At 73.8% G+C, this 25,793-nt stretch carries 25 protein-coding genes; 11 read left to right on the top strand and 14 right to left on the bottom strand.

What is annotated here, in order from left to right; genetic code table 11:
- Positions 1-15: 15 nt before the first annotated feature.
- From serC to TK50_RS04230, 3 genes are all read left to right on the top strand, one after another.
- Complete coding sequence (gene serC / locus TK50_RS04240) at positions 16-1,143, top strand: phosphoserine transaminase (RefSeq protein ID WP_043961560.1); 1,128 nt, start codon at positions 16-18, stop codon at positions 1,141-1,143.
- 186 nt (positions 1,144-1,329) lie between these two features.
- On the top strand, positions 1,330-2,418 hold the full coding sequence (gene sepH, locus TK50_RS04235) for a septation protein SepH (RefSeq protein ID WP_043961559.1): 1,089 nt from the start codon (positions 1,330-1,332) through the stop codon (positions 2,416-2,418).
- A 90-nt stretch (positions 2,419-2,508) separates the two neighbouring features.
- Positions 2,509-3,495: an aldo/keto reductase gene (locus tag TK50_RS04230; protein WP_043961558.1), complete on the top strand. Its 987-nt coding sequence runs from the start codon at positions 2,509-2,511 to the stop codon at positions 3,493-3,495.
- A 271-nt stretch (positions 3,496-3,766) separates the two neighbouring features.
- Here TK50_RS04230 and thpR read toward each other — a convergent pair whose 3' ends face one another.
- The 5 genes from thpR to TK50_RS04205 all read right to left on the bottom strand — a co-directional run bounded on the left by thpR (position 3,767) and on the right by TK50_RS04205 (position 8,445).
- Complete coding sequence (thpR, locus tag TK50_RS04225) at positions 3,767-4,378, bottom strand: RNA 2',3'-cyclic phosphodiesterase (RefSeq protein ID WP_043963790.1); 612 nt, start codon at positions 4,376-4,378, stop codon at positions 3,767-3,769.
- Between the two features lie 47 nt (positions 4,379-4,425).
- A complete protein-coding gene (locus tag TK50_RS04220; RefSeq protein WP_043961557.1) occupies positions 4,426-4,935 on the bottom strand; it encodes a hypothetical protein in 510 nt (169 codons plus the stop codon).
- A 59-nt stretch (positions 4,936-4,994) separates the two neighbouring features.
- A complete protein-coding gene (locus TK50_RS04215; protein WP_043961556.1) occupies positions 4,995-6,308 on the bottom strand; it encodes an MFS transporter in 1,314 nt (437 codons plus the stop codon).
- An 85-nt stretch (positions 6,309-6,393) separates the two neighbouring features.
- Positions 6,394-6,843, bottom strand: a complete 450-nt coding sequence (locus TK50_RS04210) for a MarR family winged helix-turn-helix transcriptional regulator (protein WP_176734295.1) — start codon at positions 6,841-6,843, stop codon at positions 6,394-6,396.
- Positions 6,844-6,966: 123 nt separating this feature from the next.
- Positions 6,967-8,445 (bottom strand): NCS2 family permease, encoded by a 1,479-nt coding sequence (locus TK50_RS04205; RefSeq protein WP_043963786.1) that lies wholly within the window; start codon positions 8,443-8,445, stop codon positions 6,967-6,969.
- An 89-nt stretch (positions 8,446-8,534) separates the two neighbouring features.
- Here TK50_RS04205 and TK50_RS04200 point away from each other — a divergent pair, with 89 nt between their 5' ends.
- Positions 8,535-8,813, top strand: a complete 279-nt coding sequence (locus TK50_RS04200) for a DUF2530 domain-containing protein (RefSeq protein WP_043961555.1) — start codon at positions 8,535-8,537, stop codon at positions 8,811-8,813.
- 36 nt (positions 8,814-8,849) lie between these two features.
- Here TK50_RS04200 and TK50_RS04195 read toward each other — a convergent pair whose 3' ends face one another.
- Positions 8,850-9,689 carry a DUF3027 domain-containing protein gene (locus tag TK50_RS04195; protein ID WP_043961554.1) on the bottom strand — a complete coding sequence of 280 codons (840 nt, stop codon included), beginning with the start codon at positions 9,687-9,689 and terminating at the stop codon, positions 8,850-8,852.
- A gap of 89 nt (positions 9,690-9,778) precedes the next feature.
- Between TK50_RS04195 and TK50_RS04190 the strand changes: the two genes are divergently transcribed.
- Together TK50_RS04190 and TK50_RS04185 are read left to right on the top strand one after the other, a co-directional pair.
- Positions 9,779-11,467, top strand: coding sequence for an MFS transporter (locus TK50_RS04190; protein WP_043961553.1), 1,689 nt, complete (start codon positions 9,779-9,781; stop codon positions 11,465-11,467).
- Between the two features lie 158 nt (positions 11,468-11,625).
- Positions 11,626-12,342, top strand: a complete 717-nt coding sequence (locus TK50_RS04185; RefSeq protein ID WP_043963784.1) for a futalosine hydrolase — start codon at positions 11,626-11,628, stop codon at positions 12,340-12,342.
- Here TK50_RS04185 and TK50_RS04180 read toward each other — a convergent pair.
- Positions 12,339-13,232, bottom strand: coding sequence for a helix-turn-helix domain-containing protein (locus TK50_RS04180; RefSeq protein WP_063838544.1), 894 nt, complete (start codon positions 13,230-13,232; stop codon positions 12,339-12,341). The genes TK50_RS04185 and TK50_RS04180 overlap by 4 nt on opposite strands.
- 634 nt (positions 13,233-13,866) lie before the next feature.
- Here TK50_RS04180 and TK50_RS04175 point away from each other — a divergent pair.
- A complete protein-coding gene (locus TK50_RS04175; RefSeq protein WP_043961552.1) occupies positions 13,867-14,751 on the top strand; it encodes a 1,4-dihydroxy-6-naphtoate synthase in 885 nt (294 codons plus the stop codon).
- Here TK50_RS04175 and TK50_RS04170 read toward each other — a convergent pair.
- A complete protein-coding gene (locus TK50_RS04170) occupies positions 14,712-15,098 on the bottom strand; it encodes a cold-shock protein (RefSeq protein WP_007074225.1) in 387 nt (128 codons plus the stop codon). The two genes, TK50_RS04175 and TK50_RS04170, sit on opposite strands and share 40 nt — an antisense overlap.
- Before the next feature lie 28 nt (positions 15,099-15,126).
- Positions 15,127-15,750 carry an HAD family hydrolase gene (locus tag TK50_RS04165; protein ID WP_043961551.1) on the bottom strand — a complete coding sequence of 208 codons (624 nt, stop codon included), beginning with the start codon at positions 15,748-15,750 and terminating at the stop codon, positions 15,127-15,129.
- Positions 15,751-15,832: 82 nt separating this feature from the next.
- Between TK50_RS04165 and TK50_RS04160 the strand changes: the two genes are divergently transcribed.
- Positions 15,833-18,289: a helicase-associated domain-containing protein gene (locus tag TK50_RS04160; protein ID WP_043961550.1), complete on the top strand. Its 2,457-nt coding sequence runs from the start codon at positions 15,833-15,835 to the stop codon at positions 18,287-18,289.
- A gap of 44 nt (positions 18,290-18,333) precedes the next feature.
- On the opposite strand, the gene TK50_RS04155 is transcribed toward TK50_RS04160, so the two are convergent.
- The gene (locus TK50_RS04155) at positions 18,334-18,552 is read right to left on the bottom strand and encodes a hypothetical protein (RefSeq protein WP_043961549.1); all 219 of its coding nucleotides are present in this window, start codon (positions 18,550-18,552) and stop codon (positions 18,334-18,336) included.
- Positions 18,549-19,424: a L,D-transpeptidase family protein gene (locus tag TK50_RS04150; protein WP_043961548.1), complete on the bottom strand. Its 876-nt coding sequence runs from the start codon at positions 19,422-19,424 to the stop codon at positions 18,549-18,551. The genes TK50_RS04155 and TK50_RS04150 overlap by 4 nt, the downstream gene beginning before the upstream one ends.
- A gap of 175 nt (positions 19,425-19,599) precedes the next feature.
- Between TK50_RS04150 and TK50_RS04145 the strand changes: the two genes are divergently transcribed.
- Positions 19,600-21,279 carry a DNA repair helicase XPB gene (locus TK50_RS04145; RefSeq protein ID WP_043961547.1) on the top strand — a complete coding sequence of 560 codons (1,680 nt, stop codon included), beginning with the start codon at positions 19,600-19,602 and terminating at the stop codon, positions 21,277-21,279.
- A 33-nt stretch (positions 21,280-21,312) separates the two neighbouring features.
- Here TK50_RS04145 and TK50_RS04140 read toward each other — a convergent pair whose 3' ends face one another.
- The 3 genes from TK50_RS04140 to TK50_RS04130 form a co-directional block, all read right to left on the bottom strand.
- Complete coding sequence (locus tag TK50_RS04140) at positions 21,313-22,029, bottom strand: PaeR7I family type II restriction endonuclease (RefSeq protein WP_043961546.1); 717 nt, start codon at positions 22,027-22,029, stop codon at positions 21,313-21,315.
- A gap of 3 nt (positions 22,030-22,032) precedes the next feature.
- Positions 22,033-23,724, bottom strand: coding sequence for an Eco57I restriction-modification methylase domain-containing protein (locus TK50_RS04135; RefSeq protein WP_241773914.1), 1,692 nt, complete (start codon positions 23,722-23,724; stop codon positions 22,033-22,035).
- 67 nt (positions 23,725-23,791) lie between these two features.
- Positions 23,792-24,721 carry an RNA polymerase sigma-70 factor gene (locus tag TK50_RS04130; protein ID WP_043961545.1) on the bottom strand — a complete coding sequence of 310 codons (930 nt, stop codon included), beginning with the start codon at positions 24,719-24,721 and terminating at the stop codon, positions 23,792-23,794.
- Between the two features lie 171 nt (positions 24,722-24,892).
- Here TK50_RS04130 and TK50_RS04125 point away from each other — a divergent pair, with 171 nt between their 5' ends.
- Positions 24,893-25,378, top strand: a complete 486-nt coding sequence (locus TK50_RS04125; protein ID WP_043961544.1) for a carboxymuconolactone decarboxylase family protein — start codon at positions 24,893-24,895, stop codon at positions 25,376-25,378.
- Positions 25,379-25,474: 96 nt separating this feature from the next.
- The gene (locus tag TK50_RS34080; RefSeq protein WP_043961543.1) at positions 25,475-25,771 is read left to right on the top strand and encodes a hypothetical protein; all 297 of its coding nucleotides are present in this window, start codon (positions 25,475-25,477) and stop codon (positions 25,769-25,771) included.
- Positions 25,772-25,793 lie beyond the last annotated feature (22 nt).

Below are 25,793 nucleotides of genomic sequence, written 5' to 3'. Positions count from 1 at the left end.
AGGATCTCGACAACCGTGGCTGACGCACCGACCATCCGGATTCCCGACGACATCAAGCCCGCCGACGGGCGGTTCGGCTGCGGGCCGTCCAAGGTCCGTCCGGCGGCCGTCTCCGCCCTCGCCGACGCGGCGACGGGCTTCCTGGGCACCTCGCACCGGCAGAAGACCGTCCGCGACCAGGTCGCCCGGCTGCGGCGCGGCATCGCCGAGTTCTACTCCCTCCCCGAGGGCTACGAGGTGATCCTCGGCAACGGCGGCACCACCGCCTTCTGGGAGGTCGCGACGTTCGGCCTGATCCGCGACCGGGCGCAGTTCGCCAGCTTCGGCGAGTTCGGCGCGAAGTTCGTCAAGTCGGTCAAGGACGCCCCGTTCCTCGGCGAGCCCACCGTGCGCAAGGCCGAGCCGGGCAGCGCTCCGGCGCTGGTCGCCGAGGCCGGCGTCGACGCGTACGGGCTGCCGCAGAACGAGACCTCCACCGGCGTCGCGGTGCCGATCAACCGGGTCGCCGGAGCCGACGAGGGCTCGCTGCTGCTGGTCGACGCGACCTCGGCGGCCGGCGGCCTGGCGGTGGACGTCGCCGAGACCGACGTCTACTACTTCGCCCCGCAGAAGTGCTTCGCCTCCGACGGCGGCCTCTGGCTGGCCCTGATGTCGCCGGCCGCCCTGGACCGGGCCGCCGAGATCAAGGCGTCGGGCCGCTACATCCCGGCGTTCCTCGACCTGGTCACCGCGATCGACAACTCGCGGCTGGAGCAGACCTACAACACCCCGGCACTGGCCACCATCTTCCTGGCCGCCGAGCAGACCGACTGGATGAACGAGCAGGGCGGCCTGGCCTGGGCGGCCAAGCGCACGGCCGAGAGCGCCGGCATCGTGTACGGCTGGGCCGAGCGCTCCGCCGTGGCGACCCCGTTCGTCACCGACCCGGCGCTGCGCTCCAACGTGGTCGCCACCATCGACTTCGCCGACGGGGTGGACGCGGCGGCGATCGCCAAGGCGCTGCGGGCCAACGGCATCGTCGACACCGAGCCCTACCGGAAGCTCGGCCGCAACCAGCTGCGCATCGCGCTCTACCCGGCCGTCGAGCCGTCCGACGTGGAGGCGCTGACCGCCTCGATCGACTACGTGGTCGAGCGGCTCTGAGACATCGTCACACTGGGTGGCCGCCGCACCGCCGCCGGCCACCCAGTGTGATCATCTTCGCAGCTCATCCGCGACATGCGGGTGTCGCATCCCCCACCGGGTTGCGGATGGGCGTACCGTGGTGCGGGACGCCCGGGTGGCCGACCCGTGGCGTGCGGCCAGCGAAGCGGGACGGAGGCAACGCTCATGCGCCCAGTACGCTTCGTCGCCCTCTCCGAGGACGGCCAGGCACTGGTGCTCGCCGACGAGGTCGGGCGGCTGCTCGCCCTGCCCATCGACGAGCGCATCGCCGGCGCCCTGCACGCCGAGCCGGGCGCGCCCCCGCTCGCCGTGGTGCCGAACACCACCGACCACCCCCTGCCGTCGCTGTCCCCGCGCGACATCCAGGCCAAGATCCGTTCCGGCGAGTCCGCCGAGGACGTGGCCCGCGTCGCGGGCGTCCCGGTCGACCGCGTGCTGCGCTACGCGGGCCCGGTGCTCCAGGAGCGGGCGATGCTCGCCCAGCACGCCCGGCGCACCCGGCTCAAGGGCGCGGAGAAGCCGACCCCGCTGGCCGAGGTGGTCAACGGCCGGCTGGCCCAGCACGGGATCGACACCGAGAAGATCTCCTGGGACGCCTACCGCCGCGACGACGGCACCTGGCGGATCATCGCCACCTGGCCGTCGGGCAAGGCCACCGCGCAGGCGGTCTGGGATCTGGACAAGACCCGGCAGCACGTCGTCCCGCACGACGACATGGCGCAATACCTCTGCGCCGAGCGCCCCACGCCGATCCTCGGCCAGGAGCCGGCACCCGAGCGCGGCGGCCACGCGCTGCCCGGCCCCTCGCGCGGCGAGCCGAGCCGGGGCGGCCACGGGCTGCCCGCGGCGGCCGGCGACCACAGCCGCCCGGGGCGCGACCCGATCCGCGCCGGGCGGGACGCCCTGCTCGCCTCCCTGGACCGGCCGCTCGGCTCGACGTCCGGTCGCGGCCTGGAGCCGCGTACGCCGGCAGCGCTGGCCGGGTCCGACGCGCCCCGGCAGCGGCCGGTCGGCGGCGGGGCGGCGGCCCTGCTCGGCGGCGGCCAGGGCTCGGCGTTCGACGACGACTCGGACGCCCCCAAGGAGGTCCCGGCCGTGCCGTCGCTGGCGGTGCTCCGGCCCCGCCGCACGGGCGCTGCCGCGGCGGCCTCCGGCGGCGAGTCCACCGACGCCTCCGGCAAGCCGCGCAAGCGCCTGCCGAGCTGGGACGACGTGCTGTTCGGCAGCGGCCCGGCGGCCCGCGAGTCCTCCTGACCCACCCGCCCGCGCCGGGCGGCACGCGGTCCCCGCGCACCGCCCGGCGGCGGCAGGCAGTCGGCGTGCCGCCGTGGCAGGGTGGGTCGTATGGAGTACACGAATCTGGGACGCACCGGTCTGTCGGTGAGCCGGCTCTGCCTCGGCACGATGAACTTCGGTCCGCAGACCAGCGAGCCGGACAGCTACGCCGTCATGGACCGGGCGCTCGAGCACGGCATCAACTTCTTCGACACCGCCAACATCTACGGCTGGCAGACCGGCGAGGGCATCACCGAGCAGATCATCGGCCGCTGGTTCGCCCAGGGCGGCGGCCGGCGGGAGAAGGTGGTGCTGGCCACCAAGGTCTACGGCAAGATGGGCGACTGGCCCAACGAGCAGGGCCTCTCCGCCCGGCACATCATCCGGGCCTGCGAGGATTCGCTGCGCCGGCTCCAGACCGACGTCATCGACCTCTACCAGATGCACCACGTCTCCCGGGCCACCCCGTGGGAGGAGATCTGGCAGGCGATGGAGACCCTGGTCGCCCAGGGCAAGGTCGTCTACGTCGGATCGTCCAACTTCGCCGGTTGGCACATCGGGCAGGCACAGGCGGCGGCGCAGCGGCGCAACTTCCTCGGCCTCGTCTCCGAACAGTCCATCTACAACCTGCTGACCCGGGCCGTCGAGCTGGAGGTGGTGCCGGCCGCCCAGCACTACGGCCTCGGCATCATCCCCTGGTCGCCGCTGCACGGCGGGCTGCTGTCGGGGGCGCTGCGCAAGATGGCCGAGGGCGGGGCCGCCCGCAGCGCCGCAGGCCGCGCCGCCGAGGGCCTGGCCGAGCACCGGCCGACCATCGAGGCGTACGAGAAGTTCTGCGCCGACCTCGGCCACGATCCGGCGGACGTGGCGCTCGGCTGGCTGCTCTCCCGGCCCGGGGTGACGGCCCCGATCATCGGCCCGCGCACCATCGACCAGCTCGACCGGTCGCTGGGCGCGCTGGACGTCCGGCTCGACGAGGCGGCGCTGGCCCGGCTCGACGAGCTGTTCCCGCCGGTGGGCAAGGGCGGCCCCGGCCCGGAGGCGTGGGCCTGGTAGGGCCTACGCCGAGCGCGGCGGGCGCGCGTCGCGCCGCGGCCGGGCACGCACCGCCGCCGGGCACGCACCGCGGCCGGGCACGCGCCGCCGGGCACGCGCCGCGATGTCGGCGACATGGTGGTATCCCCGAGGCGGGAAGCCGCCATGTCGCCGACATCGCGGGCCACCACCGGCCCCGACGCGGCCCGGCGCGACCCGACCCCGCCGGCGCGACCCGGCCCCACCGGCGCGACCCGGGCCCACTGGCCCCGACCCGGCCGGCCGGTCCCGGTCAGATCGGCCAGGCGGCCACCCGGTCGTACGTCGGCTGCGGGCACTGGTGGCTGCGGACCAGCACCAGCTCGGCGGCCGGCCACGGCGGCCCCAGGTAGTCGTGCAGGGCCTCCCGGTCGGCGGCCACCTCGGCGCGGTCGATCCGGTCGCCGGGGCGGGCGATGGTGAGGTGCGGGGTGAACGGCTTCTCGTCGTACGGCAGCCGGCCCCGGCGCAGCCCCGACCGGACCAGCCGGGCCAGGACGCGCAACGCCTCGACGTCGCCGCGCACGTCCACCCAGAGGACCGTGAACCGGCCCCGGCCGAAGCTGCCCCCGCCGCCGAGCCGCAGCACGGCCGGCCCGGTCCGGCCGCCCGCTAGTCGTTCGGCCGCCGGCAGATCGCGGGTGCGGAACGTCTCGGCGGCGATGCCGAGGGCGTTCTCGACGTCGACGAGGCGGCCCGCGTCGACCTGGCCGAGGAAGGCGACGGTGAGGTGCGCCCGCGCCGGATCGGCGAGCCGTACGTTGGTGCCGGCCGCCGCCGCGCGGCCGACCCGGAGCCGGGCCACCTCGGCGCTCAGGTCGGCGACGGCCTCGGGCGGCGGGAAGACCCCGACGAAGAGCCGCATCCCGGCGGCGGGCACGACGGTGCCGGTCACCGGGGGCTCGGCGGGGGTCAGCGGTGCCGCTGGCGGTGTCGGGGCCGGGCGGCGGGCAGGGTGAGCCCGGCCGCGTGCAGCATCCCCTCGACCCGGACCCGCTCGATCTGCCGGTCGACGCCCTCCAGCTCGCCCAGGTGCTCGGGGAGCCCCAGGCAGCGGCAGGCGGCCCTCAGGTGCTCGTCGTACGCGTCGACGACGGCGGCGTGCCAGATCACCGCCCGGCCGCCCGGGTTGACCCGGTGCCCGGCGAACCGGTGCAGGTCGGCGGCGATCTGCTGGAGGGACCGGCGGTCCTCCCGGTCGAACTCGGTGAGGTCGATCCCTCGGGTCAGCCCCTCGGCGTCGACGGCCCGGTCCAGCCGGGCGATGGTGCGGCGTTCCCGGCGTCGTTCGCGCCACTCGGCGTAGCCGCAGGCGACCCGGTCGATGATCTCGTCGGCGCAGAACACCAGCGCAAAGGCGACCGGAAGACTCGCGACAGCGACGAACGCCAGGGCAAGGAGCATCGCTCGGCCTACCTCCACGTATCGACGCTATGCTGCCGCGAGCCTCGCCGCCACCGGTTTGTTGACATTCACCATCTTCAATTGCTCGGCGTCAGCAGGGGGCCCCTCCCTGCTCCCTGCTCCACCACGTAGAAGCGGGGGGACGGGAGCACCCGCAGGCGCAGCCGGGCCCCCGAGCGGCGCAACTGCCAGGCGAGCGCCAGCAGGGCGGTGGCCAGCGAGATCAGCCCGCCGATCCAGATGCTCGCCCCGGCGCCGAACCGCTCGGCCACCCAGCCGATGATCGGCGCGCCGACCGGGTTGGTGCCGAGGAACACCAGCACCCACAGCGCCATGACCCGGCCCCGGAAGGCGGCGTCGGTGCCGAGCTGCACCCGCTGGTTGGCCGACTGGGCGAAGAAGACCATGAAGAACCCGGCGGGCAGCAGCAGCGCCACCACCATCCAGTACGCCGGGGCGAGCCCGACCAGGGTGCCGAAGACGGCACAGCCGACCGCCGCGCCGAGCACCAGCCACACCGAGGGGCGGCTGCGCCGCCCGGTGCCGGCCAGCGCCCCGACGAGCGCGCCGACGGCCAGCGCCGTGCTGAACAGGCCGAACGAGGCGGCACCCGTCTTGAACACGGTCTTGGCCAGGGCGGCGAGGGTGAGCTGGAAGTTGAACAGGCTCATCCCGATCACCGACATCACGGCCATCGGCAGCAGCAGGTCGGGGCGGCGGGCGACGTAGCGCAGGCCGTCGACGACCCGGGCGGAGTCCCGCTCGGCGACGGGGAGGAGGTCCTTGCGGTGCAGCTCGGCGGGGCGCATCCGGACCACGGTGGCCAGCGGGCCGAGCGAGCTGAGCGCGGTGAACAGGAAGACCGGGCCGACGTCGACGGCGGCGATGGCCAGGCCGGCGACGGCGGGGCCGACGATGCGGGCCGAGTTGAACACGGCCGCGTTGAGCGACAGCGCGTTGGGCAGCAGCGACGTGCCGACGAGTTCGGAGACGAACGCCTGCCGCACGGGCGTCTCCACCGCGTTGGCGACGCCGAGCAGGGCGGCGAAGACGAAGACGTGCCAGAGCTGGACGAGGCCGGTGAGCACCAGCAGGCTCATCCCGAACGACAGCACCGTCCAGAACGCGTTCGCGACGAAGAGCAGCAGGCGCTTGTCGTACCGGTCGGCGAGCCGCCCGGAGAGCAGGGTGAGCAGCAGCACCGGGGTGAACTGGAGGGCGGTGACCACGCCGAGGGCGGTGGCGGAGTCGTCGGAGAGTTCGAGGACGAGCCAGTCCTGGGCGATGAACATCATCCAGACGCCGATCAGTTTGATCAGCTGCCCGGACGCGAAGAGCCGGTAGTTGCGGACCTGCAGTGACTGGAACATCGTGCTCAGCTTCGCCTGCACCCTGGATGCGCCTCCTCGCTCGTACGCCTCATCGACGGCGGACGGCGCGGACCCGGCGGCGGCGCGCCCCGGTGGGCGCGGCGCGTCAGGCGCGGGCGAGCTGCTGCAGGATCTCGGCAGCCCGTTGCAGGGTCTCCCGGTCGGTCTCGGGCAGCTCGGCCAGCCGGCTGGCCAGCCACTCGTTGCGGGCCCGCTCGAACTGGTCGAGCACGGCCCGGCCGCCCTCGGTCGCCGAGAGGATGACCTGCCGGCCGTCGGTCGGGTGGGGGGTGCGGCCCACGAGGCCGCGTTCCTCCAGCTTCGCGACGATCTTGGTCATCGTCGGCGGCTGCACCCGTTCGACGTCGGCCAGTTCCCGGGGCGTCAGCGCGCCCGCCAGCACGAGGCTGGTGAGCGCGGAGAGCTGGGTGACCGTCAGGTCGCCGACCGGTCGGGCCTGTCGGACCCGCCGGTTGAGCCGGGTGATCGCATCACGCAACTGGGGAGCCAGCTGCGCCGGTGGCACGCGTCTCGCCGTCACCGTCCGCTCCGTCACGATAGTTAGCCTAACTAATGAGCCTGGCTAACGACAGCCGTTATGACCATGCTCACCAGGGGGTGTGCGCCCCGGAAGCCGGGGTACCTGTCCGGCACCCCGACCCCCGGGACACGTGGGGCGTCAGAGTACGACCGACTCGATCGGCCCGCGCAGGAAGTACAGGACGAACAGCGCCGCCACCGCGTACAGCAGGGGGTGGACCTCGCGGGCCTTCCCCTTCGCCAGCTTCACGATCACGTACGAGATGACGCCCGCGCCGATGCCGTTGGAGATCGAGTACGTGAACGGCATCAGGGTGATCGTGAGGAACGCCGGGATCGCGATCTCGTAGTCGGTCCAGTCGATCGTCCGCACCGCCGTCATCATCAGGAAGCCGACCACCACCAGCGCCGTCGACGCCGCCTCGAACGGCACCACCACCGCCAGCGGCGCGAGGAACATCGCCAGCAGGAACAACGCGCCCGTGACCAGGTTGGCCACGCCGGTGCGGGCGCCCTCCGCGACACCGGCGGCGCTCTCGATGTACGACGTGTTGCTGGAGACGCTCGCCGCGCCACCCGCAGCCGCGGCGATCGAGTCGACCAGCAGGATCTCCTTGGCCCGCGGCGGGGTGCCCCGCTCGTCGAGCATGCTCCCCTCCTGGCCGATCGCGACCATCGTGCCCATCGTGTCGAAGAAGTCCGTGATCAGCAGCGTGAAGACGAACATCAGCGGCACCAGCCAGCCGACCCGGGTCCACGAGTCCAGCACGTTGAAGTTGCCGAGCAGCGACAGGTCGGGCACGTCCACGACCGTCTTCGGCAGCTCCGGCACGTTCAGCGACCAGCCCTTGGGGTTGGGCTTGCCGTCGACGAAGGACGGGCCGACGTTCGCCACGGCCTCCACCACGATCGCCAGCACGGTCGAGGCGAGGATGCCGATCAGGATCGCGCCGCGTACCCGGCGCACCACCAGCACGATCGTGACCAGCAGGCCCACCACGAAGACCAACATCGGCCAGCTCACGATCTTGCCACCGATGCCCAGCCCCACCGGGACCGTCGTGTTCGCCGCGTCCGGCACCCGCCGGACGAAGCCGGCGTCGACCAGGCCGATGATCGTCAGGAAGAGGCCGATGCCGACGCCGATCGCGGTCTTGAGCTGCGTGGGCACCGAGCGGAACACCGCCGTACGCAGGCCGGTGAGCACCAGGATCGCGATGAGCACACCCTCGATCACCACCAGGCCCATCGCGTCGGCCCAGGTCATCTGCGGGGCGATCTCGTACGCCACCAGCGCGTTCACGCCCAGGCCGGCGGCCAGCGCCATCGGGAACCGGCCGACCACCCCCATCAGGATCGTCATCAGGCCCGCGACGAGCGCCGTCGCGGCGGCCAGCGCCGGGATCGCCAGCTTCTTGCCGTCGCCGTCGACGGCGCTGCCGATGATCAGCGGGTTGAGCACCACGATGTACGCCATCGTGAAGAACGTCGCCAGGCCGCCCCGCACCTCCCGGCCCGGTGTCGAGCCGCGGGCGGTGATCTCGAAGAAGCGGTCGAAGGCGTTGCGGGGGTGAGCGGGATCGGGTGGAGTGCCGTTGTCCGGCGGCGCAATGGCCATCTGGTCCTCGCAGGTGATCATCCGTCTGTCGCGCGCATCGTCGCAGATCACACGCCAACTGGGAAAGTTGATCGCGTACGCTTGCCCCCGTGCGACAGGAGCAACCGCCGCGGCCCGAGCCGCTCGACCCGCCGATGGTGCCGTTCGCGGTCGCCGGGCTGGTCGCCTGGGCGGTCGCCGGCCTGGTGCTGCTGCTCTTCTTCCGTGGCTGGCTGACCGAGCACGGCCACCAGGACTGGCTCTGGATCTGCCTTGCCGGTTTCCTCTGGGGCTTCCCCGGTCTCGCCGTGATGATGCGTCACGACGCCAACCGGCGTCGCCGCCGCGCCGCCGCGCGGGCCGGTCAGCCCGCCGACACCCGCCGCTGAGCCCGCCCGGTCCGCCGGCCGCTGGCCGGCACTCGCTCAGGGGTGGCCGTAGGGCTCGCCCGGCTCCGCCGCCTCCACCGAGCCCGGGGCCCGGCTCACCGCCACCGCCTCGACGGCGCTGTCGTCGTAGATCGTGGGCAGCTCGTCGACCGGGCTCTCGGGCGTCTCGACCAGCGTCTCCGAGTGCGCGCCGCAGCCGTGGTCGGCGCTGACCACCCGACCGTCGTCGGGGGCGTAGAAGTTGCCGCACGCCCCGAACGCCTGCCGCAGCGCGCCGGCCAGCGGCAGGTAGAAGCCGCACGTGCCGCAGCGGGCGGCGGCCGGGGCGGCCGTGGAGATCGGCGCCGAGGGGCCGTGGTCGCCGTCGTACCAGCGCTGCGCGGCCTCGCTGCGCCCCTCCCGGGACAGCACGCGCGGCCGACCGAGGCCCAGCTCCCAGGCGGTCTCCTCCACCGCCGGGTCGTCGGACAGGACGTACCCCGGGGCGAGCCGCTCGTCGTCGGGCGGGGTCGGCAGGAGGTCACCCGGGCCCAGGTCGCCCGGCTTGAGCCGCTCCTGCCAGGGCAGCCAGCCCGGCGCGAGCAGCGCGTCCGAGCCCGGCAGCAGGACCGTCTCGCAGACGGTGACCTTGCGGCTGCGCGGCACCCGGGTCACGGTGACCGCCCACCGCCAGCCCCGGTAGCCGGACAGCCGGCACTCGAAGTAGTGGGTGACGACCCGGTCCGCCTCGGCGACGGCCTGGAGGTGGTCGCCGACGTCGGACGGCTCCACCTCGGTGATGGCGTCGCGGGCCACCTCGACGGCGGCGGCGCAGACCTGGTCGAGGCGGGCGGCACGAGCGGAGGCGGGCCTGGTCACCCGTCCATTGTTCCCCATGGGTGACGAAGACCGACAGGCACTCCCCGCAAGGTCGTTCTCCGGCGGTGCTGGCGCGGGGGTGGGGTACATGGGCGAGGATGGTGCACATGCCGTTGTTCTCCCGCTCCGATCGGTCCATGCTGGGGCGGACCGTCGGCACCGGCATCCGTGCCGTCCGCCTCCTGCTGCGCGGCTCCGCGCGCGGCGGGCGCTGGATGACCCGTCAGGCCGGCTCGGCCCGGGCCCGGGGCGCGGGCGGCGAGGTCGGCATGGTGCGCCTGTTCGACCTGCACGCCCTCTCCTGCGCGGGAGACACGCTGATCGCGATCGGCCTCGCCGGGACGATCTTCTTCAACGTCCCCCTCGGGGAGGCGCGCAGCAAGGTCGCGCTCTACCTGCTGGTCACGATGGTGCCGTTCGCGATGCTCGCGCCGGTGGTCGGGCCGCTGCTGGACCACTTCCGGCACGGCCGGCGGTACGCGCTCGCCGCCACCATGCTCGGCCGGGCCTTCCTGGCCTGGCTGATCTCCGACTACATGCACGGCTTCGGCCTCTACCCGGCGGCCTTCGGGGTGCTCGCGCTCTCCCGGGCGTACGGCGTGGCCCGCTCGGCGGCCGTGCCCCGGCTGCTGCCCGAGGGGCTCGGCCTGTCCCAGGTCGGCGCGCGGGCCAGCGTCTACGGCACGGTGGCCGGCGCCCTCGTCGCCCCGATCGGGCTGGCCGCGTTCTGGTTCGGGCCGCAGTGGCCGCTGCGGGTCGCCTCGGTGATCTTCCTGGTCGGCATGGTGATCGCGTTGCGCCTCCCGCCCCGGGCCGACTCCGAGCCGCCCGAGCGGGTGCCCCGCCCGCTGCGCTCCCTGGGCCGGCGGGCCGCCGGGGACCGCCCGCTGGGGCGTGGCCGCCCGTCCGGCCGCCTCGTCATCGCCAGCCTGCTCGGCGCGGCGCTGCTCCGCGTCGTCTACGGCTTCCTGCTGCTCTTCCTCGCGTTCGCGCTGAAGAAGGGCGACCTGACCACCGACTTCTTCGGGCGCGAGCTGAGCGCGGAGATGGCGCTCGGCCTCGTCGGCGGTGCGCTGGCGGTGGGCAGCTTCCTGGCCACCGCGGTCGGCACCCGGCTGCGCATCCACCGCCCCACCGCGATCCAGTCCAGCAGCACGATCATCGTGGCCGGCACGGCCGTTCTCGCCACGATCCAGTTCTCGCTGCCGATGGTGGCCCTGCTCTGCCTGGTCGCCACGCTGGCCAGTGGCGTGGCGAAGCTCGCGGTCGACGCCTCCATCCAGGAACGCATCCCGGAGCGGCTGCGGGCCAGCTCGTTCGCCCACTCGGAGACGGCGCTGATGCTCGCCTTCGTGGCCGGCGGCGCGCTCGGCCTGGTCCCGTTCGACGGCCGGCTGGGCATCGCCGTGGCCGCCGGCGTGGGCGTGCTCGCCGCCGCCCGGGGCGCGTACGTCGCCGGCAAGCTCCGCGACCAGCGGCTGCTCGGCCGCCCGCTCGGCGACGACGAGTTGGCCGACGAGCCGGTCGAGGATCCCGCCGGGAAGCCGGCCGCCGGGGACCGCCCGGCAGCCGACGACCCGACGGCGCACGGGCCGGTGACACCCGACCCGGTGATGCACGACCCGGTGACCGACCACGACCCGGTGACGGACATCGCCCCGACCTCGCCCGCACCCGCCTCCTCCGCCCCGCCCGGCTACCACGTCTACCGGCCGTCCTCCGCGGTCGCCGGCGCCGGCGGAGCGGGCGCGGCCGACGACGAGGCCCGCCGGGAGCCCCGAGGGCCCCTCGCGTGACCGGCGGGACGGGCGTGACCGGCGGGACGGGCGTGACCGGCGGGACGGGCGTGACCGGCGGGACGGGCGTGACCGGCGGGACGGGCGTGACCGGCGGGACGGGCGTGACCGGCGGGACGGGCGTGACCGGCGGGACGGGCGTGACCGGCGGGACCGGCCTGCTCGGCGAGGCCGGCCTGCTCGTGGTGACGGCGGTGCCGGCCGAGGCCGAGGCGATCCACGCCGGCCTTTCCGCCGCCTCGCCCGGGGCCACCCCGCCCGCGGCTGCGCCGGCCGGGACCTCGCCGGCCGCCGCCGGGGTGACCGTGGTGCCCGTGGGGGTGGGCCCAGCCGTCGCCGGGGCGGCCACCGCCCGGCTGCTGGCGCTCGCGGAGGCCGCCGGCCGCCCGTACCGGGCCGTGGTCAGCGCGGGCATCGCCGGTGGCTTCGTCGGCCGGGCGGCCGTGGGCGCGACGGTGCTGGCGAGCCGCAGCGTCGCCGCCGACCTCGGTGCCGAGTCGCCGACGGGCTTCATCCCGGTGGACCAGCTCGGCATGCCCCCCGAGCTGCTCGGCGCCGGCACCGCCGTGCCCGCCGACCCGGGCCTGCTGGCCGCCCTGCGCGCGGCCCTGCCGGCGGCGACGGTCGGCGCGGTGCTCACCGTCAGCACGGTCACCGGCACCGCCGCCGGCACCGCCGCGCTCGCCGACCGGCACCCCGACGCGGTGGCCGAGGCCATGGAGGGGTACGGCGTGGCGGTCGCCGCCGCCCAGGCCGGCGTGCCCTTCGCCGAGCTGCGCACCGTCTCCAACCCGATCGGTCCCCGGGACCGCAGCGCGTGGCGGATGCGCGAGGCGTTCGCCGCCCTCACGACGGCCGCGGCGGCGCTGGGCTAGGGCTGGAGCGGCGCTGGGCCAGGAAGCAGCGCAGCACCGAGCCACGCACGGTCGAGGCGCATCGCGTAGTGCCCCCGCCCCTCGATCCGGTATCCACAGGCGAGCAGCAGGTCGACACCGCCGAAGTCCGCGACGGCGTGGGCGACCCGGATCCCGGCCCGTTCCATCTCCGCAGTCAGCGCCGCCACCAGCCGCTGCCCGATCCCCAGCAGCCGGCACGGCCCGGCCACCAGCACGCCGTCCAGCACGATCTCCCGCTCACCGGCGTCGATCAGGTCGCCGTACAGCAACCGGGGGTCGCGCTCGTGGGCGCGCAGCTCCCCGACCAGCCGGCCGTCGGGCAACTCCGCCACGAACCGCCAGCACGTCCCGGGCAACCCGTCGTCGGTGACCCGGCGCACGGTCACCTCGCGGCGGATCCGCTCGCCCCACCGGCGGCGGTCCCGACGCTCGCGGCTCAGCTCGTACGTCGCCGCGGGCAACCGCCGCGGCCAGTGCTGCGGCGGAAGGTTCCACCACCCCGCCCACCAGGCACCCGGCCAGTCCCTCGGGCCGTGCACCTCCCAGGCGTCCAGGTGCGGCGGGTACCGCCGCCCCGCCGCGTCCCGCAGCCCGTCGTGCGGCACCCCGGGCACCGGCACCACCTCCGGCACCCGGTCGTCGCTGGCCTGATCGCCGGGTATCCCGATCGCCACCCGCCCGCCGGCCGCCCGCACCAGCCGCTCGACCGTCCGGAACCGGACGTCCCCGGAGCGACCCGACTCGATCCGCGCCAACGTCGCCTGTGGCACCCCGGCGAGGTCTGCCAGCTCACGCTGGCTCAGGTCCGCGCGGCGACGCAATGCCCGAAGCGATCCGCCCAGATCGACCCGGTCCGCTGTCTCTGCCATGCCTCAATGCTGTCGCCCGCTCCCGCCGGTCATCAACAACCCCCGCCAGGCTGTGGACAACCTGTGGATAACTCCACTCGCTGTTGAGGACCGATACTGCGTTCCGCTCACTAGGGAGCTGAGTCACCTACGACATCAGGGCACCGGAGCACGACACCGGAGCCACCTGCCAGGCACGGGGCAGGGGGCGGCGCGAGACGAGGCGGCACGGCGGGCCCAGGAGACAGCGCGAGGCGAGGCGGCACGGCGGGGGCGCAAGACAGCGCGAGGCGAGGCGACGCGGGCCGGCAAGGCCGGAAGGCGACGCGCAGCGAAGGAGGGCCGGCAGGCCGATTCCCGGCATGTCGGGTACCGCCCTTCCCGGGACCAGGCTGCCTGGGGACCAGGCTGCCTGGGGACCAGGCTGCCCGGCAACAGCCCGCCCGGGGACCGGCCTGTTCGGGACCGGCCTGTTCGGGACCGGCCTGTTCGGGACCGGCCTGTTCGGGACCGGCCTGTTCGCTGAGTCATCCACGACATCAGCTCCCTAGCCGGCGGAAGAAGTACCCGAGGTCCGCCGACACCGCCGCCGCACGGTAGGCGCCCGCACCGAGCGGGTGGCGGGCCAGAACGGGGGCGGGGATACGGTGGGGGCGTGGCGCTCACCCTGGCGATCTCGCCCTGCCCCAATGACACGTTCGTCTTCGACGCCCTGGTGCACGGCCGGGTGCCCGGCGCGCCGCCGGTCGAGGTGACCTACGCGGACGTGGACGTCACGAACACCGCCGCCGAGCGGGGCGCGTTCGACCTGGTGAAGGTGAGCTACGCGGCGCTGCCGTGGCTGCTGGACGACTACCACCTGCTGCCCTGCGGGGGCGCGCTCGGCCGGGGCTGCGGGCCGCTGGTGCTGACCCGCCCCGACCGGGCCATCAGCGGGCAGGCCGGCAATGAGCAGCCCGACACCGCCGACCTGAGCGGGGCGACGGTGGCGGTGCCCGGGGACCGGACCACGGCGTACCTGCTGTTCCGGCTCTGGTCGGCCGAGCGCCCGCCGGCACGGATCGAGGTGGTCCCGTTCCACGAGATCATGCCCGCGGTGGCGGCCGGCCGGTACGACGCCGGGCTGGTGATCCACGAGGCCCGCTTCACCTACCAGCGGCACGGGCTGACCGCCCTGGTCGACCTCGGTGAGTGGTGGGAGGGCGACACGGGGCTGCCGATCCCGCTCGGCGCGATCCTGGCCCGCCGGGGCGTGGTCGACCCGGTCGAGGCGGCCGGCTGGATCCGCGAGTCGGTACGCCAGGCGTGGGCCGACCCGGAGGCCAGCCGACCGTACGTGCTCTCCCACGCGCAGGAGATGGAGCCCGACGTGGTGGACCGGCACATCGCCCTCTACGTCAACGAGTTCACCGCGGACCTGGGGGACGCGGGGTTCGCCGCCGTGGAGGCGCTGCTGGGCCGGGCCGCCGACGCCGGGCTCGTGCCCCGGGCCGCCGGCCCTCAGACCTCCAGCTCGCGCGCCACCGCGTGGACCAGCTGAGCGATCTTCTGTGCCGTCTTCTTGTCGGGGAACCGCCCCCGCCGCAGGTCCGGCTGGACCTTCGCCTCCAGCACCTTGATCATGTCTTCCACGAGGCCGTGCAGCTCCTCCGCCGGCCGGCGGCGCAGCTCCGCCACCGACGGCGGGGCCTCCAGCAGCTTGACCCCCATCGCCTGGGCGCCCCGACGGCTGTCCACCACGCTGAAGTCGACCCGCTGACCACCCTTGAGGTCGGTGACACCCGCCGGCAGCGCGCCCTTCGGCAGGAACACGTCGCCACCCTCGTCGCTGGTGACGAACCCGTATCCCTTGGCCGCGTCATACCACTTCACTCGACCCGTCGGCACCTGAGAACCCCTGCTTCACTTGAGACGTCTACTGCTCCAAGGCTAGCCGGATCATGGTGGCGAGCGCCGCCGGGAATCCGGTGAGGTCGGCCAGGACCAGGCTGGCCCCGGCCGAGCGCAGCTCGTCGGCCGAGCAGGGGCCCGTGGCGACCGCCACGCCCGGCACGCCCGCCGCCCCGGCGGCGACCATGTCGGCGGTGTGGTCGCCGACGTACAGGGTCGCGCCGTGCGCGCGCAGCGCCGTCGCCTTCTCCTCGGCGAACAGGTCGCCGGCCAGCTCGTCGACGGCCAGCCCGAGGTGGTCCAAGTGCAGCCGGGCCAGCCGGCCCAGCTTCGAGGTGACGACCACGACCCGGCCGCCGTGGGCGTGCACGGCCGCGATGGCCTCGACCGCGCCGGGCATCGGCAGGGTCGGGGTGATCGCGTACGCCGGATACAGCTCGCGGTACGCCTCGACGGCCGACTCGACCTGCTCGGGCGGGAACCAGCGGGCGATCTCCACCCGCAGCGGCGGGCCGAGCCGGGACACCGCCGCGTCGGCGTCCACGGGCACGCCGGTGCGCGCCGTCAGCGCCCGGTACGCCGCGGCGATGCCGGGACGCGAGTCGACGAGGGTCATGTCGAGGTCGAAACCGACGGTGAGCGGGGGCATGCCGAGAACCTACCCGGCCGGCGGGTCCAGCCGGACGTCCGAGGGGCGCGCGGGCCCCGTCCCGGGCTAGCGTGGAACGACGATGACGACCTCACTCGCCGACCACCTGCGGACGCTGCCCGACGAGTCCCTGGCCGCCCTGCTCCAGCTGCGGCCGGACCTCGTCGTGCCCGTGCCGGCCGACGTGTCCGCGCTCGCGGTCCGGGCCCAGTCCCGGGTCTCGGTGGCCCGGGCGCTGGACGGGCTGGACCAGTTCACCCTCCAGATCCTCGACGCCGCCCGGCTCACCCGGGACCCGGACGACGGCACCACCTCCACCGAGGCCGTCCTCGCCATGGCCACCGCCGGTCCGCGCCCGCCCGCCCCGGCCACCATCCGGGGCGCGGTGAACAAGCTGCGGGCGCTGTTCCTGCTGTACGGGCCCGAGCACGCCCTGCGCGTGGTCGACGGTGTCGACGAGGTCGCCCCGTACCCGGCGGGGCTGGGCCGGCCGGCGACGGAGCTGGACGCGCGCACGGCGGCCCTCTGCGCGGACCCGGCGAAGCTGCGCCGCACGCTGCTGGCCGCGCCCCCGTCGGCGCGGGCAATCCTGGACCGGCTCGCCGCCGGCCCGCCGGTGGGCAGCGTGCCCCCGGGCGCGCTCCAGGCCCCGCCGCTCGGGGCGGAGGACAGCGTCCCGCCGGACCCGACCAACGGCGGCGCGCCCACCGGGTCGCCGGTGCGCTGGCTGGTCGACAGCCGGCTGCTGGTGGCGGTGTCCGCCGGCACGGTGGAGCTGCCCCGCGAGGTCGGCCTGCTGCTGCGCCGCGACAGCGGCCCCCTGGGGCCACTGCGCACCAGCCCACCGCCGGTGGCCGCCGTCGCGCGCGAGGCGAAGGCCGTCGACTCCGCCGGGGCCGGGCAGACCATGGAGGTGGTACGCCACACCGAGGCGCTGCTGGAGCTGCTCTCCGCCGAGCCGGCCCCAGTGCTGCGCTCGGGCGGGATCGGGGTGCGTGACCTGCGCCGGCTGGCGAAGGCCCTCGCCCTGGACGAGGCGACGACCGCCCTGCTGCTGGAGGTGGCGTACGCGGCGGGGCTGGCCGGCGAGCTGGAGCTGTCCGGGGCGACGACCACCCGGTACGGCGCCGACCAGCAGGTCCTGCCCAGCGGCGGGTACGAGGTGTGGCGGGCCATGTCGCTGGCCCGGCGCTGGGAGCAGCTGGCCCGGGCGTGGCTGCTGATGACCCGCCAGGTGGGCCTCGTCGGGCAACGCGACGACCGGGACCGCCCGATCGGCGCGCTCTCGCCCGAGGCGGAACGGGCCGGGGCGCCCGCCGCCCGCCGGGCCGTGCTGGCGGTGCTGGCCGACCTGGAGCCGGCCGTCGCGCCCACCCCGGAGGAGGTGCTGGAGCTGCTCGACTGGCGGGCTCCCCGGCGCAGCCGGGGCCGGGAGGCCGCGCACCGGGAGGCCCTGGTCGAGGCGGCGCGGCTGGGCGTGACGGGGCTGGGGGCGCTCACCTCGTACGGGCGGCTGCTGCTGACTGACGTGGCCGAGGCCGACGAGCGGGGCGGGGACGACCCGCTGGGGCTGCGCGCCGACGCCGAGGACGCGTCCACGGCCGTGCGGGCGCTGGACGGGCTGCTGCCCGCGCCGGTCGACCACTTCCTGGTGCAGGCCGACCTGACGGTGGTGGTGCCCGGCCCGCCCGACCCGGCGCTCGCCGGCGAGCTGGAGGTGGTGGCCGAGCACGAGTCGGCGGGCGGGGCGAGCGTGCACCGGGTCACCACGGCCAGCGTGCGCCGGGCCCTGGACGCCGGCTACTCGGCCGACGACCTGCACGACCTGTTCCGCCGCCGGTCCCGCACACCGGTGCCGCAGGGGCTGACGTACCTGGTGGACGACGTCGCGCGCAAGCACGGCGGGCTGCGGGTCGGCTCCGCCGGGGGGTACGTGCGCAGCGACGACGAGGCGCTGCTGGCGGAGGTGCTCGCCGACCGGCGGCTGGAGGCGCTGGCGTTCCGGCGGCTGGCCCCGACGGTGCTGGTCACCCCGTACCAGGTGAACCGGATGCTGCTGGCGTTGCGCGACGCCGGGTACGCCCCGGTGCCCGAGGACGCGTCGGGGGCGGCGGTGCTGTCGCGGCCGAGGACCCGGCGGGCCCCGGGGCGGGCCCCGGTGGGCCGGACGGTGGACCCGTTGGCGTCGCCGAAACTGGCCCTGCCCCGGCTGCTCGGGGTGGTGGAGCAGATCCGGCGGGGCGAGGCGGCGGCGCGGGCGGCCCGGCGGGCCCCGGCGGTGGTACGCGGCACGGCGGCACGCACCGGCCCGGCCCCGGTGCACGGTCACTCCGACGCCCTGGCGGTGCTGCAGCAGGCGGTGCGGGACAAGGCGCTGGTCTGGGTGGGCTACGTCGACGCGCACGGGGCGACCGCGTCGCGGCTGGTCCGGCCGGTGTCGATCGGGGCGGGCTACCTGCGCGCCGAGGACGAGCGCACGGAGATGCTGCACACGTTCGCGCTGCACCGGATCACCGCGGCGGTGCTGGAGGGCTCCTGAGCCGCCCGGCCGCCGGGTCGGGCGTCGCCGCCGGCGGTGTGGCGTCAGCGGCGGCTCCGGCGCACGGTGCCGACCACGGAGACGGCCAGCAGCAGGGCGAACCCGGCCCCGGCGGACTCGCCGACGGAGGCGACGAAGCCCTGCCGCTGGACCAGCCAGCCGTAGAGGAACCAGCCGACGAGGAGCACGGCGGCGGTCGCGTACGCGAGCAGCGTCGCCGCCGAGACCTCGCCGGCCGGCGCGGGCTCGTCGTCGCCTGTCACGTGCCGGGCCGGCGACCGAAGAGGACCACCCGGCTGCCGACCTTGCCCAACTCCCAGGCGCGGAGGGCGTCGGCGGGGAGGAGGTTGACGCAGCCGTGCGAGCCGATCGACTTGTCGTGCAGGTAGGTGGTGGTCTGGTGGTAGCCCATGCCCTGGGTGAAGTGCTGCCAGTAGGGCAGCCACACCTCGTACGGGTCGGACCACTCCTTGATGTTGCGGTAGTTGATGGTGAACGTGCCGGCGGGCGTCGCGTAGCCCTTCATGCCGGTGCGGGTCACCGTCGGGCCCCACACCACCTTGCCGCCGCGCAGCGCCCACGTGGTCTGGTGGGTCAGGTCGATGCAGAACGTGGTGCCGGAGGAGGCGGCCTTGCAGCGCTTCGTGTCGGTGGTGGCGAGGCGCTTCGCCACGTCGTACGTGGTGGGGCCGGCGCGACCGGCGGCGGGGCGGATGTCGTACCGCTGCTGGAACTTCTTGATGGCGGCGCAGTCGGCGGCGGACTGGCGGCCGTCGACGGTCACCCGCCCGAAGCCGCCCAGCCGGGCGAGGTAGGTCTCCACCTCGCGCTGGTGCTCGCCCAGCGGGCATCCGGCCGCCGCAGGCTTCGGCGCGGGCTTCGGCTTCGCCTTCGTCGGGGTGGGCTTCGGCTTCGGCTTGGACTTCGTGCGGGTGGGCTTCGGCTCCGGCCGGGTCCGCTGGTCGGAGCCGGACGAACCGCCCGCCCCCGTTTCCCGTTCCGCCGAGCCGGCCTGGGCGAGCCCTCCTCCACGGCCACCCGGGTCGGCTTGGCGTTCGGGCGTGCACGCACCGACGCCGACCAGCGTGACCACAGCCAGGGCGACGACCCGGGCGCTGAAGCGAACCTGTCTCATGGGGCCTCCCCGGGTCGGTCGTCCCACTGCCTAGACGCCGGACGTACCGGAATGGTTGCACCTGGTGTCCGAATTTTCGGCCCCATTCGGGCTTCGTGCAACACTGGTTGGTCGGCCCGGGGTGGGTAGCCGCCCGGCGGAGGGCCGTTGACCAGGCCAAAGAGAGGACGCCGGCGTGAGCGGTGGACCACTGATCGTGCAGTCGGACAAGACGCTGCTGCTGGAGATCGACCACCCCGACGCCCAGTCCTGCCGGATGGCGATCGCCCCGTTCGCCGAGCTGGAACGTTCGCCGGAGCACGTGCACACGTACCGGCTGACCCCGCTCGGCCTGTGGAACGCCCGCGCCGCCGGCCACGACGCCGAGGCCGTGGTGGACGCGCTGCTGAAGTACAGCCGCTACCCGGTGCCGCACGCGCTGCTGGTCGACGTGGCCGAGACGATGGACCGGTACGGCCGGCTCCAGCTCGCCAACGACCCGGCGCACGGCCTGGTGCTGCGCGCCCTCGACCGGTTGGTGCTGATCGAGGTCGCCAAGAGCAAGAAGCTCGCCGGGATGCTCGGCGCGAAGCTCGACGACGACACGATCGCGGTGCACCCGTCGGAGCGGGGGCGGCTCAAGCAGGCGCTGCTGAAGCTGGGCTGGCCGGCGGAGGACCTCGCCGGGTACGTCGACGGTGAGGCGCACCCCATCGAGCTGGCCGAGGCCGGCAAGGACGGCGGGAAGCCGTTCACGCTGCGCTCGTACCAGCGGGAGGCCGTGGAGGCGTTCTGGGCCGGCGGGTCCGGCGTGGTGGTGCTGCCCTGCGGCGCGGGCAAGACCCTCGTCGGGGCGGCGGCCATGGCGGAGGCGAAGGCCACCACCCTGATCCTGGTCACCAACACGGTCGCCGGCCGGCAGTGGAAGCGGGAGCTGATCGCCCGCACCTCGCTGACGGAGGAGGAGATCGGCGAGTACTCGGGCGAGCGCAAGGAGATCCGGCCGGTCACCATCGCCACGTACCAGGTGCTCACCTCGCGGCGCGGCGGCGCGTTCACCCACCTGGACCTGTTCGGCGCGCGCGACTGGGGCCTGGTCGTCTACGACGAGGTGCACCTGCTGCCCGCGCCGATCTTCCGGTTCACCGCGGACCTCCAGGCCCGCCGCCGCCTCGGTCTCACCGCGACCCTGGTCCGCGAGGACGGCCGGGAGGGCGACGTGTTCAGCCTGATCGGCCCCAAGCGGTACGACGCGCCGTGGAAGGACATCGAGCAGCAGGGCTGGATCGCCCCGGCGCAGTGCACCGAGGTGCGGGTGACCCTCACCGACGCCGAGCGGATGTCGTACGCGACGGCGGAGGCGGAGGAGCGCTACCGGATGGCGGCGACGGCCCGCACGAAGCTGCCGGTGGTGCGGGCGCTGGTCGACCGGCACCCGGACGAGCAGGTGCTCGTCATCGGCGGGTACATCGACCAGCTGCACCAGCTCGGCGAATACCTGGACGCGCCGATCGTGCAGGGGTCCACCACGAACAAGGAGCGGGAGCGGCTGTTCGACGCGTTCCGGTCGGGCGAGGTACGCACGCTGGTGATCTCGAAGGTCGGCAACTTCTCCATCGACCTGCCGGAGGCGGCGGTGGCGATCCAGGTGTCGGGCACGTTCGGGTCGCGGCAGGAGGAGGCGCAGCGGCTGGGCCGGGTGCTGCGGCCGAAGGCCGACGGGCGGCAGGCGCACTTCTACACGGTCGTCTCCCGGGACACGATCGACACGGAGTACGCGGCCCACCGGCAGCGCTTCCTGGCCGAGCAGGGCTACGCGTACACGATCGTGGACGCCGACGACGTCCTGGGCCCGCCCCTGCCCAGCGTGGACTGACGCCACCTTTCGACATCACGCGTGCTGGACCACTCAGTTGCGCTTCTGCAGGACGCCCACTTCCTCGATCCGAGCCATGATGGCGCTGACGAAGGCGGCATAGCCGATCTCCGGGTCTGGCTGCCGGATGGGGGCGTCTGGCTGCCGAGACGAAGTGACAAGGCAGGTGGCGTCGTACAGCCCGGCGCTCCGCAGACGCCTGCAGAGAATCACGTATCGGTCGAGGTAGGAAGTGTCAGCAAAGGCCGGGTCGATCGGAAAGGTGCCGCTCCGCGGCCTGCCCTTGCTAACAGAGCCGGGTGCCTCCTCCAGCAGCAGCACGTAGCCGAGCCATGGCTTGGTTCGCCCGAGTAGGCCGTTGTCATACGCTCGCCGCAGGTCGGCTGCGCTTCCAATCGCCTCTTCCACCCGATTGTTGAAGTTGTTTCCGAACGACGGGCCGACATGGGACTTCAGCTCGATGGCGGCAACCAGTTCACCTTCGAGCAGTACGACCAGATCCCACTTCTTGGTGGGTCGGAAGTAGCCGGGCAGTTCAACGCCGGACCTGCAGCGCACCGCGTCAGGCGGGAAGCCGGCGTCTCGAAACACGTTTCCGAGCAACTCCGTCATGGCGTTGAGGTGTGCCCCGCCGGTGACGGCACCACGTCCTCCGGTGTCGATCTTGCCGTCGATCAACTTCTTCGCGGCCTGCGATTCGCGCACCGCCCAGGAACTGCGGACCGCTTCCTCCAGCGAACGCTGGTCCATTGATTACACCTCCATGGCCGCAATCCCGTAAACACGCAGCGCCACCTCCGTCGCCGCTCGGGCATTCCGCTCGTCAAAGGCGGCGACGAGCGCAGCACGGTCGGTGGCCGAGATCGTCTCGGGCCTCGGGACACGGATCCGACGCAGGTACTGGGCTTGGAATCGAAGGGTGCCGCCCCGCATCCTAACGGCATAAGCCTCCACAAAGGCCTGTGCGACACCGGAGAGCAACAGTCCGCCAAGGACTCGCAGGTCCCAGGCGTCCGACACGATGTAGTACAGATTGTGATGCGGATAGAAGCCACCCTCGTCGAGGACGGGATGAATCGCGGTCTTCAGGTCGGGGAAGAGCAGCTTCGGGCGGTCGACCAGGGAATGGTCAACCTTGTCGATGGTTCGGTACCAGTGCGCGGGACGCTTGCCAGCGACGTGCCGGCGCTTGAGTGCCGCAGCGTGCCGCTGGTAATACGCACGCAGGCGCGGCAGAGCATCCAGGTTCACGAGCTGGCCGTCAGCGTCCCATGGATTGACGAGATAGTGGCCGGACCAGGAGTGCCTCCCCGATGTCGTGTCCTTGACCATCGACAGCGGCAGCAGCCGACGCGGCTCGACATCGGCGTCCGTGGTGATGAAGACGCTGTCGGCACCTGTCGCCACGCCAATACCGACCCGGGTTCCGGTGCTCGGGTCTTCCAGCGCAGGGAAGCGGTCGTTCAGCGTCTCGATCATGGCTAGCCGGGACGGCGATCCCGCTGGCCAGGAGTCACCCCCGGCAAACCAGTGAGGTAGCTGAGCGACCTCGAAATGACCATCAAGGCCCACCCTGGGCTCGGCAGAACAGATCGCCTCCACCAGCTCCGGAGCGTCCTGCGGCCCAAATCCCCGCCGTGTGTCCACGACTGCGGCGACACCCTGCTCAGCGCGACGTAGCACCGTGACAGCCGGATAGGCTGACACCTGCTCCTCGAACGCGTCGACGTCGTGCATGGTCACGGTGACGTCGACGCTGTAGCCGGCAGCGATGAGCTCCCGCAGTTGCCGGCCATACTGGTTGCGCATCCAGCGATCGGCGCAGATGAACGCGAGGACACCGCCCGGCGCGAGGCAGCGCAGCCCACGCTCGTAGAAGCCGACGTAAAGATCGGACCTGCCCGTCATGGTCGGGCAGGCGGCGCGGTAGGCGAGCATCCGATCCGCCGGCACGTCCTCCAGCCGGACGTACGGCGGATTGCCCACGACGAAGTCCACGGCCTCCGGGACGTGTGGATCCAGCAGGTAGTCGGCCTGCCGCACCCACGCCGTCGCCACCTCTCGTGCTTCGGGAAGCGACCAACCCCCATCGACCAGCACGTCCCGCACCAGCCGCCTGCTGGCCGCCACGTTCACGGCCAACAGGTCGAAGGCCTGTACCGCCCACTTGGCATCGAGCAGCGGCCGATCGTGCTTGCGGCACGAAGCGCTGACCCGCGCCGCCATGCCTGCCAGGAAGGCGCCGCCGCCGCAGGCCGGCTCGACCGCCACCAGAGCGGCAAGATCACGGTCGGCGGTGTAGCCGGCCAGGTCGAGGACCAGATCGACGACCCAACGGCGGGTGAAGACCTCGCCATGCTCGACTGACTCCGCCGGAATAGCGGTCAGCGACGACAGCATCTCGCCGAGCATGGGCTGTCGCATCTCCGCTGCTGCCGCCTTCACCCGACGAGCATAGGACAGCCGGCTGGGCAGAGATCAGACTATGACGACGCGGCTCGCGTACCCGCGCTCAGCGGCTCAGCCTCGTCTCCCGCGCCATGTGCGACAGCTTCTCGGGATTGCGTACGGCGTAGAGCCCGCCGATGCGGCCGTCGTCGACGTGCACGGCCAGCACGGTGTCGAGTTCCCCGTCGAGCCGGATGACGAGCGCCGGGCTGCCGTTGACCTGCGTCGGCAGCAGCGACGTGACACCGGGAACCCTGCCCCACCCGCCGGCCAGCAGGCGGGCCACCTTGTCGGCGCCCACGACGGGCCGCAGGACGGCCTGCTTGACTCCGCCGCCGTCGCCGAGCAGGACGACGTCCGGGGCGAGCAGGTCGAGCAGGCGCTGGAGGTCGCCGGTTTCGACCGCCCGCCGGAACGCGTCGAGCACGGTGCGGGTCTCGGCCGCCGACACGACCCGGCGCGGCCGGCGCGCCGCCACGTGCGCCCGGGCCCGGTGCGCGATCTGCCGGACCGTGGCAGGGCTCTTGTCGACGGCTTCGGCGATCTCGTCGTACCCGAGGTCGAACACCTCGCGCAGCACGAACACCGCCCGTTCGGTCGGCCCGAGGGTCTCCAGCACCAGCAGCATCGCCATCGAGACGCTGTCGGCCAGCGCGACGTCGTCGGCCACGTCGGGCGCGGTGAGCAGCGGCTCGGGCAGCCACGGGCCGACGTAGGACTCCCGGCGGCGGCCGAGCGCGCGCAGCCGGGTGAGCGCCTGGCGGGTGGCGATCCGGACGAGGTAGGCGCGCTGGTCCCGCACCGCACCGAGGTCGACGCCCGCCCACCGCAGCCACGTCTCCTGCAGGACGTCCTCCGCGTCGGCGGCCGAGCCGAGCAGCTCGTACGCGACGGTGAAGAGCAGGTTCCGGTGAGTGAGGAACGCCTCGGTGGCCGGGTCGGGCGAGCCGGCGCCCCGGCCGGCGTCGGCTGCGGTCTGCGGTGTGCCGACCATGGGTGACCCCCGTTCGCTCTCGACTGCGTCGCCCATCAGACGCCGGACCCCGCCGCCGTGTGACACCTCCGGGTGTGGCAGTCGTCACCCATCCCGGCCGTCACAGGGGCCCGAGCGCCGGCATCTCTTGTTCGTCCCACTGCACGAGCGAACGAGCGAAGGACGGTAGCCATGGACACCCGATTCGACCTGTTCAGCAACGAGCTGGCCACGAGGTTCGCCAAGCGGTTCGCCAACGCCGGCATGGTGATCCACCAGTCGCCGCTGCCGAAGGCCACGCAGGAGCTGGTGTCGCTGCGGGCCAGCCAGATCAACGGCTGCGGCTGGTGCATCGACATGCACACCAAGGAGGCGGCCGCCGCCGGTGAGAGTCAGGTCCGGCTGCACCTGGTCGCCGCCTGGCGCGAGTCGACGGTCTTCACGGAGGCGGAGCGGGCCGCGCTGGCGCTCGCCGAGGAGGGCAGCCGGCTCGCCGACGCCCACCAGGGCGTGTCCGACGAGACCTGGGCCCAGGTGCGCAAGCACTACGACGACGACCAGATCGCCGCGCTGGTCTGCCTGGTCGCCCTGATCAACGCTGCCAACCGGCTGGCCGTGATCGTGCACCAGCGGGGCGGCTCCTACCAGCCCGGCATGTTCGCCGCCGCCCTCGACTGACGCCAACCTGGCCGAGTCGTCCTGCATGGGCACCCCGACGTCAGTCCACAGTGGCACAATCGGGGACCGTCACCGACACCCGCCGAAGGGACCCGAGTGAAGCGTCGAATCCTGTCCGCACTGACGGTCGCCACCGTCGCTCTCGCCGGCTCCGCCGTGGCCCCCACGGCCGCCTCGGCGAGCGACGCGTGGGGCATCGTCTGCAACCTCACGCAGAACACCTGGCTGCGGGCCGCCCCGCACGCCCAGGTCCTGCGCACCCTGACCTCCGGGCGGGGCTTCCGCTGGCACGGCCAGGTGTGGGCGGAGGACGACGACGTCTGGATCTACGGCCACGGCGCCGAGGATCCGGCCATCGACGGCTGGGTCCCGGGCGGCAACACCACCTGCTGACGCCCCACCCCTCTCACCGGTC

Source organism: Micromonospora haikouensis (assembly GCF_000876225.1).
Lineage (GTDB): Bacteria > Actinomycetota > Actinomycetes > Mycobacteriales > Micromonosporaceae > Micromonospora > Micromonospora haikouensis.
Note: the sequence above shows the minus strand (reverse complement) of the source record. Positions and strands in the feature narration are given on the sequence as shown.